The 13,612-nt window shown below is 61.4% G+C and carries 13 protein-coding genes; 9 read left to right on the forward strand and 4 right to left on the reverse strand.

Going from position 1 to position 13,612, the window contains the following annotated elements:
• The first annotated feature begins 102 nt into the window (after positions 1-102).
• Positions 103-1,881: an SLC13 family permease gene (locus tag BMZ35_RS08065; RefSeq protein WP_093092808.1), complete on the forward strand. Its 1,779-nt coding sequence runs from the start codon at positions 103-105 to the stop codon at positions 1,879-1,881.
• Here BMZ35_RS08065 and BMZ35_RS08070 read toward each other — a convergent pair.
• Together BMZ35_RS08070 and BMZ35_RS08075 are read right to left on the reverse strand one after the other, a co-directional pair.
• Positions 1,878-3,104: a sigma-54-dependent transcriptional regulator gene (locus BMZ35_RS08070; protein ID WP_093092810.1), complete on the reverse strand. Its 1,227-nt coding sequence runs from the start codon at positions 3,102-3,104 to the stop codon at positions 1,878-1,880. The genes BMZ35_RS08065 and BMZ35_RS08070 overlap by 4 nt on opposite strands.
• Positions 3,101-4,867 (reverse strand): sensor histidine kinase, encoded by a 1,767-nt coding sequence (locus tag BMZ35_RS08075; RefSeq protein ID WP_093092812.1) that lies wholly within the window; start codon positions 4,865-4,867, stop codon positions 3,101-3,103. Before BMZ35_RS08075 ends, BMZ35_RS08070 begins: the two co-directional genes overlap by 4 nt.
• Positions 4,868-5,023: 156 nt before the next feature.
• Between BMZ35_RS08075 and BMZ35_RS08080 the strand changes: the two genes are divergently transcribed.
• A complete protein-coding gene (locus BMZ35_RS08080) occupies positions 5,024-6,205 on the forward strand; it encodes a cytochrome P450 (protein ID WP_093092814.1) in 1,182 nt (393 codons plus the stop codon).
• A gap of 140 nt (positions 6,206-6,345) precedes the next feature.
• Here the strand turns inward: BMZ35_RS08080 and BMZ35_RS08085 are convergent, their stop codons facing one another.
• Positions 6,346-6,807 (reverse strand): Lrp/AsnC family transcriptional regulator, encoded by a 462-nt coding sequence (locus tag BMZ35_RS08085; protein ID WP_093092816.1) that lies wholly within the window; start codon positions 6,805-6,807, stop codon positions 6,346-6,348.
• A 141-nt stretch (positions 6,808-6,948) separates the two neighbouring features.
• Here BMZ35_RS08085 and BMZ35_RS08090 point away from each other — a divergent pair, with 141 nt between their 5' ends.
• The 6 genes from BMZ35_RS08090 to BMZ35_RS08115 all read left to right on the forward strand — a co-directional run bounded on the left by BMZ35_RS08090 (position 6,949) and on the right by BMZ35_RS08115 (position 11,767).
• Positions 6,949-7,257, forward strand: coding sequence for a DUF2849 domain-containing protein (locus tag BMZ35_RS08090; RefSeq protein WP_093092818.1), 309 nt, complete (start codon positions 6,949-6,951; stop codon positions 7,255-7,257).
• Positions 7,250-8,917, forward strand: coding sequence for a nitrite/sulfite reductase (locus BMZ35_RS08095; protein WP_093092820.1), 1,668 nt, complete (start codon positions 7,250-7,252; stop codon positions 8,915-8,917). Before BMZ35_RS08090 ends, BMZ35_RS08095 begins: the two co-directional genes overlap by 8 nt.
• A complete protein-coding gene (locus tag BMZ35_RS08100) occupies positions 8,907-9,704 on the forward strand; it encodes a phosphoadenylyl-sulfate reductase (RefSeq protein WP_093092822.1) in 798 nt (265 codons plus the stop codon). The genes BMZ35_RS08095 and BMZ35_RS08100 overlap by 11 nt, the downstream gene beginning before the upstream one ends.
• On the forward strand, positions 9,701-10,114 hold the full coding sequence (locus BMZ35_RS08105) for a DUF934 domain-containing protein (protein WP_093092824.1): 414 nt from the start codon (positions 9,701-9,703) through the stop codon (positions 10,112-10,114). The genes BMZ35_RS08100 and BMZ35_RS08105 overlap by 4 nt, the downstream gene beginning before the upstream one ends.
• Before the next feature lie 122 nt (positions 10,115-10,236).
• A complete protein-coding gene (locus BMZ35_RS08110; RefSeq protein WP_093092826.1) occupies positions 10,237-11,094 on the forward strand; it encodes a ferredoxin--NADP reductase in 858 nt (285 codons plus the stop codon).
• A 172-nt stretch (positions 11,095-11,266) separates the two neighbouring features.
• Positions 11,267-11,767 (forward strand): GNAT family N-acetyltransferase, encoded by a 501-nt coding sequence (locus tag BMZ35_RS08115; protein WP_093092828.1) that lies wholly within the window; start codon positions 11,267-11,269, stop codon positions 11,765-11,767.
• A gap of 230 nt (positions 11,768-11,997) precedes the next feature.
• Here the strand turns inward: BMZ35_RS08115 and BMZ35_RS08120 are convergent, their stop codons facing one another.
• Entirely contained in the window at positions 11,998-12,450 is a 453-nt protein-coding gene (locus tag BMZ35_RS08120; RefSeq protein WP_093092830.1) for a cupin domain-containing protein, read from the reverse strand.
• 112 nt (positions 12,451-12,562) lie between these two features.
• On the opposite strand from BMZ35_RS08120, the gene BMZ35_RS08125 reads away from it, so the two are divergent.
• Positions 12,563-13,471, forward strand: coding sequence for a LysR family transcriptional regulator (locus BMZ35_RS08125; protein WP_093092832.1), 909 nt, complete (start codon positions 12,563-12,565; stop codon positions 13,469-13,471).
• Positions 13,472-13,612: the final 141 nt, after the last annotated feature.

Consider the following 13,612-nt stretch of genomic DNA (forward strand, 5'->3'; position numbering starts at 1 on the left):
TATCAAAATTCATCTCCCCCCATTCCCAGACGGGCCGGTGACTGCTTACATTCAAAGTCACCTCCGCGCTCAGGCGCTCTTTTTTGGACACAGATTTCGCCCATGTTCGATTTTCTGACAAACGGACACTCCGACGCCATTGTTGCGCTGATCATCCTTTTCGCGATGTTCACCCTGTTCGTTCTCGAACGCTGGCCTGCCGAAGTCGTTGCCCTCGGTGCGGTCGCGGCTCTGCTTTTGACCGGGGTGCTGCCCTACGGCGCCGCGCTGGGGGCGCTCTCGAACCCGGCCCCCTGGACAATCGGCGCGATGTTCATCGTTGCGGGGGCGCTGGTGCGTACCGGTGCGCTTGAAAAGTTCACCAAGCTGGCCGAAGAACGGGCCGACAGCAACCCGGCCATGGCCGTGGGCGTGCTGATCGGCTTTGCCGTGATCGCCTCGGCCTTTGTCAACAACACGCCTGTCGTTCTGGTGATGATCCCGGTCTTTATCCAACTGTCCCGCAAGCTAAACCTCCCGGCGAGCAAGCTTCTGATCCCGCTCTCATACGCGTCGATCCTTGGGGGCACGCTGACCCTCTTGGGCACCTCGACCAATCTCCTTGTCGCCGGGGTTGCCACCACCCACGGCCTGAAACCCTTTTCCATCTTCGAGGTCACGCCACTTGCCATCATCCTCGTGATCTGGGGCATGGTGTATCTCCGACTTGTCGGCGCGCGCCTGCTTCCCGAACGCGTGAGCATGGCTGCGTTGTTTACCGATCAATCCAAAAAGAAGTTCCTCGCCGAGGTCGCCATCCCCGATGACAGCAAACTGATCAGTCAGAAAGTTGCCGAAGTCGACCTTTTCAAGGGCGCGGGCATGCGCGTTGTCGATGTGCTGCGCGGCGATGCCTCTCTGCGTCGGGACCTTGCTGCTGTCACGCTTGAGGCCGGGGATCGCGTCGTGATCCGCACCCAGATGGAAGACCTGCTCGGGCTTCAGGGTGATCCCACCGTGCGGCAGGTGGACAAATTGTCGTCGCGCCGGACCATCACCGTCGAAGTGCTGATCGCGCCCAATTCGGCTCTGCTGGGTAAATCCATGGGCCAGCTGCGCCTTCGGCGGCGCTACGGTATCTACCCCCTTGCCCTGCACCGTCGTGACCGCAACATCAGCGGCCAGCTCGATCAGCAAGTGCTCGAGGTCGGGGATACGCTGCTTCTCGAAGGCGCGCCCGAAGACCTCGCCCGTCTTGCCAGCGATGCCGGCGCCGTCAACATCAGCCAGCCCACCGCCCGCGCCTATCGTCGCGCGCATGCGCCGCTGGCGGTTGCCGCACTTTTGGGGATCGTCGTTTTGGCAGCCCTCGGGGTGGCCCCGATCCTGTTCCTTGCCATCATCGCCGTCGCCTTTGTCCTTCTGGCCGGATGCATCGACGCGGACGAAGCCTTCTCGCTGGTCGACGGCCGCCTTCTTGTGCTGATCTTTTCAATGCTCGCGATTGGCGTCGCGCTGGAATCCTCGGGCGCCGTGCTGCTGATCGTCGATCTTGCCAAACCCTGGCTCGAGATCATGCCCCCCTTCCTGATCGTCTGGTCGCTCTACCTGCTGACCTCGATCCTGACCGAGCTGATTTCCAACAACGCCGTCGCGGTTGTGATCACCCCCCTCGCCATCTCGCTGGGCACCGCCCTTGGGATCGACCCGCGCCCGCTGGTGATTGCCGTGATGATTGCCGCCTCGGCCAGCTTTGCCACGCCCATCGGCTATCAGACCAACATGATGGTCTACGGTCCCGGCGGCTATCGCTTCACCGACTTCCTGCGCATCGGTATCCCATTGAACCTCTCGGTCGGCTTGCTCGCCTCTGCACTGATCCCGGTGTTCTGGCCGCTCTAACGAAACTCCTCGGGCTTCAGCCGGTATTTCGCCAGCTTGTCATACATCGTCTTGCGCGGCAGCTTGAGCGCCTCTGCGGCGACCGCCGCGCGCCCGCCATGCCGCCTGAGCGCCTCGACCAGAAGCGCGCGCTCGACCTGTGCCATCTGTTCGGCAAGCCCCTGACCGCCACCCTGCGTCTCTTCCCCAGGAAGCCCAAGCACAAAGCGCATCGCCACCGACATCAGCGCCCGCGCATTGCCCGGCCAGTCCCGCGCCATCAGACCCGAAATCACCTCGGGGGTGATTTCCGGCGCCTTCACTCCGGATTGTTCGGCGGCCTGCGCCACGTAATGCCGAAACAGTACCGGAATATCCTCGGGTCGCTCGGAAAGTGCCGGAATGCGCACCTGCAGCGCGTCCAGGCGGTAATAGAGATCGGCATGCAACGCGCCGGTTTCAACCGCGCTGTCAAGTTCCGCCGCGCTACCGAAAATCAGCCGCGGATGCCCGCCCTGTTCCAGCATCTCCATCAGCGCAAACTGGGTGTCCATCGGCATGGCCTGGATCTCGTCCAGAAACAGGGTCCCGCCCTGAGCTTCTTCAACCACCTCTGCGAACCGCTCCGGCACCATGCCCGCCGCCGTATGCTTGCCAAAGGGCCCCGTGCTCCGGGGCGAACACAGGTGGATCACTTCGGCCACCTTGGAAATCCCGGTCCCCGGCGCGCCAGTCACCAGCACCTCGGCGCCGATCCTTGCCACGTTGCGAACCTGCGCACGCAACCGCTCGGCCTGCTTGGACACCCCGAAAAGCCAACGCGCCGCCGCATCGCCGCTTTCCAGCTGCGCCTTCATCTCCCGGTTCTCCAGCGCCATGTCGCGCGCTTTCTGTGCCCGCGCGATGACGGCCGTCAATTCCGAAGGTGCACAGGGTTTCTCAAGGAACCCGAACGCGCCCTGCGTCATGGCGCGCACCGCCATGGGGATGTCCCCCTCTCCGGTCAAGAGGATCACCGGCAACTCGCCATCCACGCCCTGCGTGTAATCCAGAAGATGAAACCCGTCCCGCCCCGGCATCCGCATGTCCGACAGGATCACGCCTTTGAAACCGGGCACGATGTGATCCTTGGCCTCGACAAACGACCCCGCCGCAATCACCGGAAAATCCGCCAGCTCCAGCGTCTGCGTCAGCGCCTCGCGCACCATCGGATCGTCATCCACCACCAGAACGGGTGCACTCATGCCACCTTGTCCTCTTTCCAATAGTCAAGTTCCACCGTGAACACCGCCCCCCCATCGGGCGCGTTTGTCCCCCGTATATTGCCGCCAAAGCTCTGCACCAGGCCATAGGAAATGGACAGACCAAGCCCCATCCCCTCGGAACTGCCCACCGCCTTGGTCGAGTAAAAAGGATCGAAAATGCGGTCGGGTTCAGCAATGCCCGGCCCCGTGTCGCGCACCGCCACCGACAGGCGCGGCCCGACCTCGAGGGAAATCTCAATCTGCTTGCGCGGCGCATCCGCCATCGCGTCCACCGCGTTGTTGATCAGGTTCACGAAGACCTGCCCAAGCCGCACCTCGCCCCCCAGCGCAAAAACGCCCTGCGGCGCCTGATCCGCGTCCCAGTGCAGGATCACACCCGCCTGTCGCACGCGCGGCTCCGTCAACTCGACCGCCTGATTGATCACCGACACAAGATCGACCTTGCCCATCGGTTCGCTTTCATTGCGGGCAAAGGCGCGCAGGTTCTTGATGATCCGCGCCATGCGCGTGGCCATCTGCGCAATTTTCCCGAGATTTTCCTCGGCCTTCTCTGGTTTGCCCCGCTCCATGAACCGCGCGCCATTCTCGGCAAAACTCTGGATCGCCATCAGGGGCTGGTTCAACTCGTGACTGATCCCGGCACTCATCTGCCCCAGCGCGCTCAGCTTGCCCGCCTGCACAAGATCGGCCTGCGCCTTCTTGAGCGCGGCCTCGGCCTCTTCGCGTTCGGTGATCTCGTGGCGCAGGGCAATGTTGGTCTCGCTCAGCTCCGCCGTACGTTCTTCAACCCGCTCTTCCAGAACCGCATTCGCTTCGGCCAGCACCCGCCGCCGCTCGATCGCCTGCCACAGGAACAGGCCGAACACCATCATCGCCGCCCCCACGGCCGCCGCCTGCAACCCGGCCAGCCGAAGCGCCGGTGCGACATCGACAAGCGCTTCGCCCCGCATCTCGATCACGGGCAGGTCCTGCACGATATGAATCCCGCGTTTCGGCAGGTAAGGCCCCCAATCAAGCCGCCACAATTCGTGCCCGGCACGAAAGAACTGCACAAATGGCGGCGCGTAGCCTTCGGGCGGAACAAGGCCCACGTCCCCGCCCCGCCGCTGCCAGAACAACAGCTCGGACCGGTTCGAAATGAACACCTCCCCAGCATCGTCAACAAAGAACACCGCTGGGCGATCCCCGCGCCAGTTCTCTTCGACATTCTCGATATCGACCACCACGATCAGAACGCCCGAAACCCGTCCGTCCGGGCCGAAATTCGGTGAGGCGAAATAGAAGGCACGACGACCAAAGCGCGGGTCCACCTCATGGTGCGCGCCCAAGGCGCCCTGTAGCGCCCGCTCGAAATAGGGCGCCCCGTTGATCCGGCCATCCTGCTCGAAACGCCCATGGGCCGAGGTGATCACGCGCCCGTCCGCAGCAGCATAGACCAGATCAAGCGCAGCCGTCTTGTCCGCGGCCTCCAAAAGCAGCGCCTTTGCGGTTCCGACATCCCCCTGCCCCCAGCTTAGCGCCACCAGATACGGGTGCTCGGACAGCAGCACCGCCAATTCCTGATAGCGCTGAAGCTGCGCCGTCAGGCGGTCAGCGGCAAGCGCGAGATCCGCCTCGCCCCGCCGCGCCAGCTGGTCCAGCGCCTGTCCATAGCCGAACCGCCAGACACCGCCGGCCACCACCGCCAATGCCAGAAGGAAAAGCGCCAGAATCGCCGCCCGATGCCGTATCCACGTTCTCATGCCCGCACCCTACCTTCATATTCTCCGCCCCGCGAGTCGTCCCCAACAACATCAAATCGCGACACGTCACCTCGCCCCCTGCCGAAATCGGTGCGCGTAATCGCGCAATCGGATGACGCCCCTTGCCAATCTGAACAACGCAGGCAAATTGGCGCCATGGAACGTGTGACTCAATCCCCGACCGACCCGGCCTTCGTGCAAAATCCCTACGCCTTTTACGACCGGGCCCGCGATCTTGGCTCCATGGTGTTCTGGGAAGAGTACGGCATGCCCGCCGCGCTCTCCAACGCCACGGTTTCAATGATCTTCAAGGACCGCCGCTTCGGGCGTGAGGTGCCGCCGGAACTGACACCCGAGATTCCGCCCCATCTCGAAGCTTTCTACGCGGTCGAGGCCCATTCCATGCTGGAACTGGAACCGCCCCGCCACACCCGCCTGCGTTCCCTCGTGCTGCGGGCTTTTACCACCCGCGCCATCACCGATCTGCGCCCGGGCATCGAAGCCCTGTGTCACGACCTGATCGACACTTTCCCGTCAGAGCCGTTCAACCTGCTCGACGGGTTCTGTGACCAGGTGCCGGTCATCACCATTGCCCGCCTTCTCGGCGTGCCCGACGACATGGCCCCGCAATTCCTGAGTTGGTCACACGCCATGGTCGCCATGTATATGGCGGGCCGCACCCGCACCCACGAGGACGCCGCCGCGCAGGCGGCCAGCGAATTCACCGCCTTCCTCAAGGACTATATCGACACAAGACGCAAGACTCCGTCGGACGACCTGATCACGCGCCTGATCCAGGCCGAAGAAGCCGGCGACAAGCTTTCGACAGAAGAGCTGATCACCACCTGCATCCTGATCCTCAATGCGGGCCACGAGGCCACGGTGCATTCCCTCGGCAATGGCGTAAAAACCCTGCTGGAACAGAACATCGACCGCGCTTTTCTGGCGCCCGACGCCATCGACGGCACGGTCGAGGAAATCCTGCGCTTTGACCCGCCGCTACACATGTTCACCCGCTATGCCTATGAAGATATCGAGGTCGGCCGCCATACCTTCCGACGTGGCGATCAGGTTGCGCTGCTACTCGGCGCGGCCAACCGCGATCCCGGCGTTTGGGAGGACCCACATGCCTTCAACCCACGCCGCCCGGTGCAGACCAATGTCAGCTTCGGTGGGGGCTTGCATTTCTGCGTCGGCGCACCGCTCGCGCGGCTTGAGATGCAGATTGCCCTGCCGATCCTGTTCGAGCGCTGCCCCAACCTGCGCCTCACAGAACCACCACGCTATGCGAACACCTATCACTTCCACGGGCTGGAAAAGCTGATGGTTCAAATCTAACCGTTGCACCGTGCGCTAAGTTAATTTCGCCCTGTGACGCCGAATTCCAGTTCCGAAACCGACGTAATACCGACACAATACCGACGTGTTGCCGAACAGGTTTCTTACGCACTTTCAGTGCATTAACTTGATTCTTCGCATCAAAGCGGCAGCATCGTCGTCGACTTGATCTCTTCCATCGACAAGAGCGCGGTCACGTTGTGCACCTTCACCTCTGAAATCAGCGCCTGATAGAATGTGTCATAGGCCCGTGCGTTCTGGACCTGCACCTTGAGAATATAGTCTATATCCCCCGCCAGCCGGTGCGCCTCGAGCACTTCGGGGCGGTCCTGCAGCGCCTGCAGGAACTTGGCCTGCCAATCCGCTTCATGCTCGGACGTGCGGATCAGAACAAAGAAACAAGCCTCGAACCCGAGCGCCTCGGCATCGAGCAGAACCGTCTGCCTTCGGATCACCCCGGCTTCGCGCAACTTACGAATCCGATTCCACACCGGCGTCTTCGAAGACCCCACTCGCTTGGCAATTTCATCCAGCGATTGCGCCGCATCGCGCTGCAACTCACCAAGGATTTTCCGGTCCATCTCGTCGATCCGCAATGCCATCCCATTTTCTCCAGCTATCCGGGAAATTCGCACTGCGTGGCGACACAACCGGAACAAACGTTTCTATTTTTCCCACCATCTGGCGCGATAGGGGGAATATTTCCTATATCTACACCCAAGTCAAACCAATGGAGTCCGGTCATGCCCCGCGCATTCACGCCCAAAGTCATCACCGCCAACGCCCTGATCGAGGGCGACGTGATCTATCTTGCCGCAGATGACAGCTGGACCCGTGACATGTGCAAGGCCGAACTGATCACCGACGAGGCCCACGCCCAGCTGCGCCATCTCGAAGCCGAGCAACGCGCCAGCGAAGCGGTTGGCGTCTATCTCGCCGATGCCACGCCCGGCACCACCGGCCCCGAACCGACCCATTTCCGCGAGGATTTCCGCCGCACCGGCCCCTCGAACTATTTCCACGGCAAGCAGGAAGAGGCAAACCATGTATAAGTACACCGATTTCGACGCCGCTTTCCTTGCAGAGCGCAACCGCCAGTTCCGTGCCCAGGTCGAGCGCCGCATCGCCGGCAACCTGACCGAGGACGAGTTCAAGCCGCTGCGGCTGATGAACGGTCTTTACCTGCAGCTGCACGCCTACATGCTGCGTGTCGCCATCCCCTATGGCACGCTGTCATCCGCGCAGATGGACCAGCTCGCGCTGCTCGCCGACAAGTGGGACAAGGGCTATGGCCATTTCACCACACGCCAGAACATCCAGTACAACTGGCCCAAGCTCAGTGACGTGCCGGACATGCTCGACGCTCTGGCCGAGGTGAACTTGCACGCCATCCAGACCTCCGGCAACACCATCCGCAACGTGACCGCGGACCACTTCGCCGGGGCCGCCGCGGACGAGATCGCAGACCCGCGGCCTGTCGCGGAACTGATCCGCCAGTGGTCCACCGACCACCCGGAATTCCAGTTCATGGGCCGCAAGTTCAAGATCGCCGTGTCCGGGGCCGAGAATGACCGCGCCGTGCTCAAGGCACACGACCTGGCCGTGCGGATCGTGAAAAACGACGAGGGTGAAACTGGCTATCAGATCCTCGTTGGCGGCGGCTTGGGCCGCACTCCGATGATTGGCAAGGTCCTGCGTGATTTTCTCCCCAGCGCCGACCTGCTGGCATATATCGAGAGTGTTGTCTCGGTCTGGAACCAGATCGGCCGCCGCGATAACAAGTACAAGGCGCGGATCAAGATCACCGTGCACGAACATGGTCTCGACGATATCCGCGCCCGTGTCGACGCGCGGTTCGCGCAAATCCGCCCCACATTCGGCGGCTTCGATCAAGAGCTTCTGGCCCAGATCGAACAGCACTTCGCCGCGCCCGCCTTCCGCGAAGCGCCGACGGACGCCTTTAATCGGGCCTATGACGCTGACCCGCTGTTCCGCAGCTGGGCCGACAGCAACCTGAGCGCGCACCGCGCTCCGGGCTATGCCATTGTCACGGTCTCGCTCAAGAAGCATGGCGCGACCCCCGGCGATGCGACCTCGGACCAGATGCGTGCGCTTGCGGACGTTGCCCGTCAATACGGCCATGACGAGCTGCGCATCAGCCACGAGCAGAACGTGATCCTGCCGCATGTGCACAAATCCGACCTGCCCGAGATCTATGCCGCCCTGCGCGACGCCGATCTGCACACCGCCAATATCGGCATGATCTCGGACATCATCGCCTGCCCGGGCATGGACTACTGCGCGCTGGCCACGGCCCGTTCGATCCCTGTTGCCCAGCAGATCGCGACCCGCTTTGACGAACTCAAGCTGGAGCACGATATCGGCCACCTGCAGATCAAGATTTCTGGATGCATCAACGCCTGCGGTCACCACCATGTCGGCCATATCGGCATTCTGGGCCTCGACCGCGCGGGTGTGGAAAACTACCAGATCACGCTGGGCGGCGACGCCACGTGGGACGCGGCCATCGGTGAACGCGCCGGCCCCGGCTTTGCCTATGACGAGATTGTTCCGGCAATCGAACGACTGGTCGAAGGCTATCTCGAACTGCGCGAAAGCCCCGAGGAAACCTTCCTCGCCGCCTATCGCCGCCTGGGTCTTGCCCCGTTCAAGGCCTATCTCTACCCCGAGGCGCGGGCCAATGCGGCATAACACGGTTTCCCCCCTGGTTTCGCCGCTGAACACGGCGGCGAACCTGTCGGAGCTGCCCGCCGATCCGCTCAAGGCCAAGGTCGACGCGCTCAATGCACGGTATCGGCACCATTCGGCGACCGCAGTGATCGAGGCGGCCTTGCGCGACCCGCAGGCGGGCAGGATCGCGCTCGTGTCCTCGTTCGGGGCCGAGTCGGTGGTGCTCCTGCACCTCGCGTCCATGGTGGATCGCAATATCCCCGTGCTCTTCGTGGACACCGAGATGCTGTTTGCCGAAACGCTGGTTTATCAACAGGAGCTGGCCGAGCGCCTGCATCTGCAGAATATCCAGATCATCCGCGCCTCGGACGCGACGCTGGCTGCCGAAGACCCGGACGGCACGCTGCACCAGCACGACACCGACTCCTGCTGTGCCCTGCGCAAGACCCGGCCGCTGCAAAAGGCCCTGCGCGACTTTGACGGCTGGATCACCGGGCGCAAGCGGTTCCAGTCCGGCACCCGCGCCGCACTCGATTTCTTCGAAGTCGAGGACTTCACCGGCCGGATCAAGGTCAACCCGCTGGCCCATTGGGCGCCCGAGGACGTGCGCGCCTACATGGAAGAAAACCGCCTGCCCCGTCACCCGATGGTGGCCAAGGGGTACCCGTCGATCGGCTGCGCCCCCTGCACCAGCCCGGTTGCCGAAGGCGAAGACCCCCGTTCGGGCCGCTGGCGCGGTCAGGACAAGGAAGAATGCGGCATCCATTTCGTGAATGGCAAAATGGTGCGCCAAGGAGAAAAGACATGACTGTACTCGTGACCGATTCCGGCTTTCAGGCCGATGACTTCACCAAACCTTTCGTGCCCGTGAACGAAGCCGCCAACGACGTTGTTGCACTCGATGTGCCCTCCGATTTCGACCCGGCCGAGCTGCTCACCCACCTCTCGGGTGTCGAGATGATCCGCGTCGATTTCCCGTCCTTCGCCGACGGGCGCGGCTTCACCATCGCGCGTCAGCTTCGGCTAAGCGGGTACAAGGGCCGTCTGCGCGCCCGTGGCCATGTGATCTCGGATCAATACGCCATGGCGCGGCGCTGTGGCTTTGACGAGGTAGAGATCTCCGACGAGTTGGCCGCGCGCCAACCCAAGGCCGAATGGGTCTTCCGCGCAGACTGGCAGGCTCATGACTACCAGTCCCGGATGCGCGGGCAGCACTGACGCCCCGTTACCCACTGTCAAAGATAGCCAATTTGCGATATGTCAAAGACATCTCGCAGATACACCTTCAAATCCCATGCAGAACTGATAGATGGGGGACAGCCTCCCCCGCCCCTTTTGATATGACCGAGCAAAAACCAGTGACCGAAGCCCAAGCCACCGCCGTACCCAAGGTACCCACCCTGCCCGACGCGCAAACCGTGACCGAGGTGCAGCACTATACCGACCGCCTGTTTTCCTTCAAATGCACGCGGCCCGCGACGCTGCGTTTCCGCTCAGGCGAATTTGTCATGATCGGCCTGATGGGCGATCCCGATCCCAAGACCGGCAAGCAGAAACCGCTTCTGCGCGCCTATTCCATCGCCTCGCCCAGCTGGGACGAGGAACTGGAATTCTATTCGATCAAGGTCCAGGACGGCCCGCTGACCTCCAAGCTCCAGCATATCAAACCGGGCGACGAAATCATCCTGCGCCCCAAACCCGTCGGCACGCTGGTGCATGACGCGCTTCTGCCCGGCAAACGCATCTGGTTCTTTGCCACCGGCACCGGCTTTGCCCCCTTCGCCTCGCTGCTGCGCGAACCGCAGACCTACGAGGACTACGACGAGGTGATCATCACCCACACCTGCCGCGAAGCGGGCGAGCTGACCTATGGGCGCAACATCATCGACTCTCTCAAGGACGATGAACTGCTGAACGAAGTGATCGGCGAAGGCTTCTGGAAAAAGATCAAGTACTACCCGACCACCACCCGCGAAGAGAGCGCCAAGATGGGCCGGATCACCGACCTGATCAACTCGGGCGAAGCTTACAAGGATCTCGGCGTCGAACCGCTCTGCCCGCAAAACGACCGCGCCATGATCTGTGGCAACCTCGCTTTCAACCTTGAACTCAAGGACATGCTCGAGGCCGCTGGCCTCGAAGAAGGCGCCAATTCAAAGCCTGCGCAATACGTGGTCGAAAAAGCGTTTCTGGATTGAACAATCCCCACATCTGAAACACTAGGAAACCCCGGCTTGATCGCCGGGGTTTCTTTTTGGGAGACCAACCGACGCCCACCAGGCGGGACAAACCAGACACTCGCTGATTTTGATCGGGGCTTTGTCTTTGTGCTAATATGCCCTCAATCATCCTTTGCAGGGAGTATGGCGCATGCATATCGTCGAGGCGCGGTCACAGGCGGAAGTTGATGATGCTGCAGCCCTCATGCGCGGCTTGTATGAGGCGAACAAATCTCTTTACTCTGACGATCTTCAAACCATTGAAGACTACTACCGCGGGTCATGGTTCTTCGAAACCCGGCCGCAAATCCCGACCGAATACTGCCCCCCTCAAGGGGACGTGCTCATTGCCTACATGGACGGCCAAGCCGCCGGTACTGTGGCGATCTATCGAATGGACGACAGTCATTGCGAGCTAAAGTCCATGTTTGTTGAGCCACAGTTCAGAACCAGCGGAGTTGCATCCGCTCTTTGCAAAAAAGTGATCGAATTGGCCGTGGCGCAGGGATACAGCACTGTGAGGCTGACAACCGGGGAACGCCAAGGCCCTGCCAGACACCTGTATGAGCGGCTTGGGTTCAAGATTGTCACGCCGTGGGATGCCAATCCGCCACAAGGCTATGACTATTTTGAACTTGAGGTAACCCACTAGGTCCGGCCCAGGCATATCTATCGTTCGAGCGCATGAGGCTCCAGCAGCGCGCAAACGCACCCCCAAACAATACGTGGTCGAAAAAGCGCTCCTGGATTGAGCGATACCCAAATCTGAACCGTCAAAAACCCCGGCTTGGTCGCCGGGGTTTGTTTTTGGGATGCCAACCGAGGCCCACCAGGCGGGGCAACTGTGCCTTGGCAGAGCCGATCTCAATTGACCGCTTGAGGTCACTGGGCAGCGGAAAACCTGTACTCGATATCGGAAAAGGCATCCTCACCAAACCCGTAGGCAAAGGCCAAACCTTCCGGCCCGGCGGTCACGCCATGTTCCGTGTTGGACGGGATAAAAACCGCCACTCCTGGCAAAATTTCAACGGGCTGCCCGTCCAGCATGACGGTGCCCGATCCGCTCAGGCCAAAGTAAAATTCGGGTGGCGTGTGGCGATGCAGGTGCAACACGCCATGCGCGGGAAAGTTTGCAACGCCCAGAACCACCCCGTTCGACGGTGTCCTGTCACGTGAAATCAGCGTCTGCCAGGTCACGTCACCGAAGGCGGGATCAAATCCCCCTTCAATCGGCTGATCATCCAACGCGACAACAAAGCCTGCTGGATTGTCATTTGCGGCTGCTGGCGCAAAGTCCTGTTGAACGACATAGTCGTTGAGCTGGGTCATGGGCATGGTGCGTTTCCTCAAAAAGGGTATCCTGTCAGGCCGAGATTTCTACGACTTGCCCGCAAAGTAAAAGCGACATAAACAGGAAGTTATCGGCAATTTTTTTTGGTGATGGCCTGTGCTCAAAAACAAGATCAACCTGACTTGGCTACGCACTTTCGAAGCCGCCTCTCGCCACCTGAACTTCACCGCAACGGCAACGGAACTGGGCCTCACCCAGACAGCGGTCAGCCTCCATATCCGAACGCTGGAAGAGCAACTGGGAAGCCGCTTGTTTCACCGCAGGGCGCGCCATCTGTCCCTGACGGATATCGGGCAGGCCTATGTTGCAACGGTCCGACAGGCTTTGGCGGACATTGACGTGGCCACGGCCAGCCTGTTTGGGGCGACGCGCAACGAAACCATTACGGTCAAGGCACCGATCTCGACTTCCGCTCTTTGGCTGGCGCCGCGACTTCCCAAGTTCAAGCTGGCTCACCCCGACATTAATGTCCGCCTCGTTTCGAACATCTGGACAGATGCCACGGGTTTTGACCACGTGGACGTGGAGCTGCGTGTCGGAAGAGGCGACTGGACCGACACCGCCTCCGAACGCTTGTCCGATGATGTCATGGTCCCGATCGGGCCTGTGGCGGCGGAAAAGACCACCTTTGCCCCCGAGGCGCTTTTGAAGGGCCCATTCATTCGGATTCTGGGGCAGGAAGCCGATTGGATCAGGTATTTGGCGGCCCACGATCTTGCCCTGCCCGAGAATGCTGAAGAACTCTACGTCGACACCATGACAGCCGCGATTGAGCTGGCCGCGAATGGCGGCGGCTATGCGGTTGTTTTGAAGCGCTTGGTGGAAATGGCAAACGCAACCGCACCGCGTGTCGCCGTAATCGGCGCTGACGTCCCCACGCCAAACGGGCACTACCTCATGCGCCCCAGATCAAAGAGGTCAAAAAGGTCGGTGGTCCTGCTGTTCGAAAACTGGCTCCGAGAGCAGTTTTCGGACGGCGGGACCTTCGAAGACGATTCGGAGTGACATCGCAGGGCGACCAGCCATCCAACATGCGGGATTGATCATATGCGGCCTCGAAGACGGCTCTGACGTGAACCCAAAGCAAAGCGTGCTCAATGGCCTTTCTTGTCTGATCCGTGCGACAGGCCATCTCAGAACAGGCAA

Source organism: Shimia aestuarii (assembly GCF_900114635.1).
GTDB classification, from domain to species: domain Bacteria; phylum Pseudomonadota; class Alphaproteobacteria; order Rhodobacterales; family Rhodobacteraceae; genus Shimia; species Shimia aestuarii.

What these genes read in the sequence shown, in the direction of transcription:
- BMZ35_RS08065 (WP_093092808.1), top strand. Translation starts at nt 103, where the DNA reads ATGTTCGATTTTCTGACAAACGGACACTCCGACGCCATTGTTGCGCTG.
- BMZ35_RS08070 (WP_093092810.1), bottom strand. Translation starts at nt 3,104, where the DNA reads ATGAGTGCACCCGTTCTGGTGGTGGATGACGATCCGATGGTGCGCGAG.
- BMZ35_RS08075 (WP_093092812.1), bottom strand. Translation starts at nt 4,867, where the DNA reads ATGAGAACGTGGATACGGCATCGGGCGGCGATTCTGGCGCTTTTCCTT.
- BMZ35_RS08080 (WP_093092814.1), top strand. Translation starts at nt 5,024, where the DNA reads ATGGAACGTGTGACTCAATCCCCGACCGACCCGGCCTTCGTGCAAAAT.
- BMZ35_RS08085 (WP_093092816.1), bottom strand. Translation starts at nt 6,807, where the DNA reads ATGGCATTGCGGATCGACGAGATGGACCGGAAAATCCTTGGTGAGTTG.
- BMZ35_RS08090 (WP_093092818.1), top strand. Translation starts at nt 6,949, where the DNA reads ATGCCCCGCGCATTCACGCCCAAAGTCATCACCGCCAACGCCCTGATC.
- BMZ35_RS08095 (WP_093092820.1), top strand. Translation starts at nt 7,250, where the DNA reads ATGTATAAGTACACCGATTTCGACGCCGCTTTCCTTGCAGAGCGCAAC.
- BMZ35_RS08100 (WP_093092822.1), top strand. Translation starts at nt 8,907, where the DNA reads ATGCGGCATAACACGGTTTCCCCCCTGGTTTCGCCGCTGAACACGGCG.
- BMZ35_RS08105 (WP_093092824.1), top strand. Translation starts at nt 9,701, where the DNA reads ATGACTGTACTCGTGACCGATTCCGGCTTTCAGGCCGATGACTTCACC.
- BMZ35_RS08110 (WP_093092826.1), top strand. Translation starts at nt 10,237, where the DNA reads ATGACCGAGCAAAAACCAGTGACCGAAGCCCAAGCCACCGCCGTACCC.
- BMZ35_RS08115 (WP_093092828.1), top strand. Translation starts at nt 11,267, where the DNA reads ATGCATATCGTCGAGGCGCGGTCACAGGCGGAAGTTGATGATGCTGCA.
- BMZ35_RS08120 (WP_093092830.1), bottom strand. Translation starts at nt 12,450, where the DNA reads ATGCCCATGACCCAGCTCAACGACTATGTCGTTCAACAGGACTTTGCG.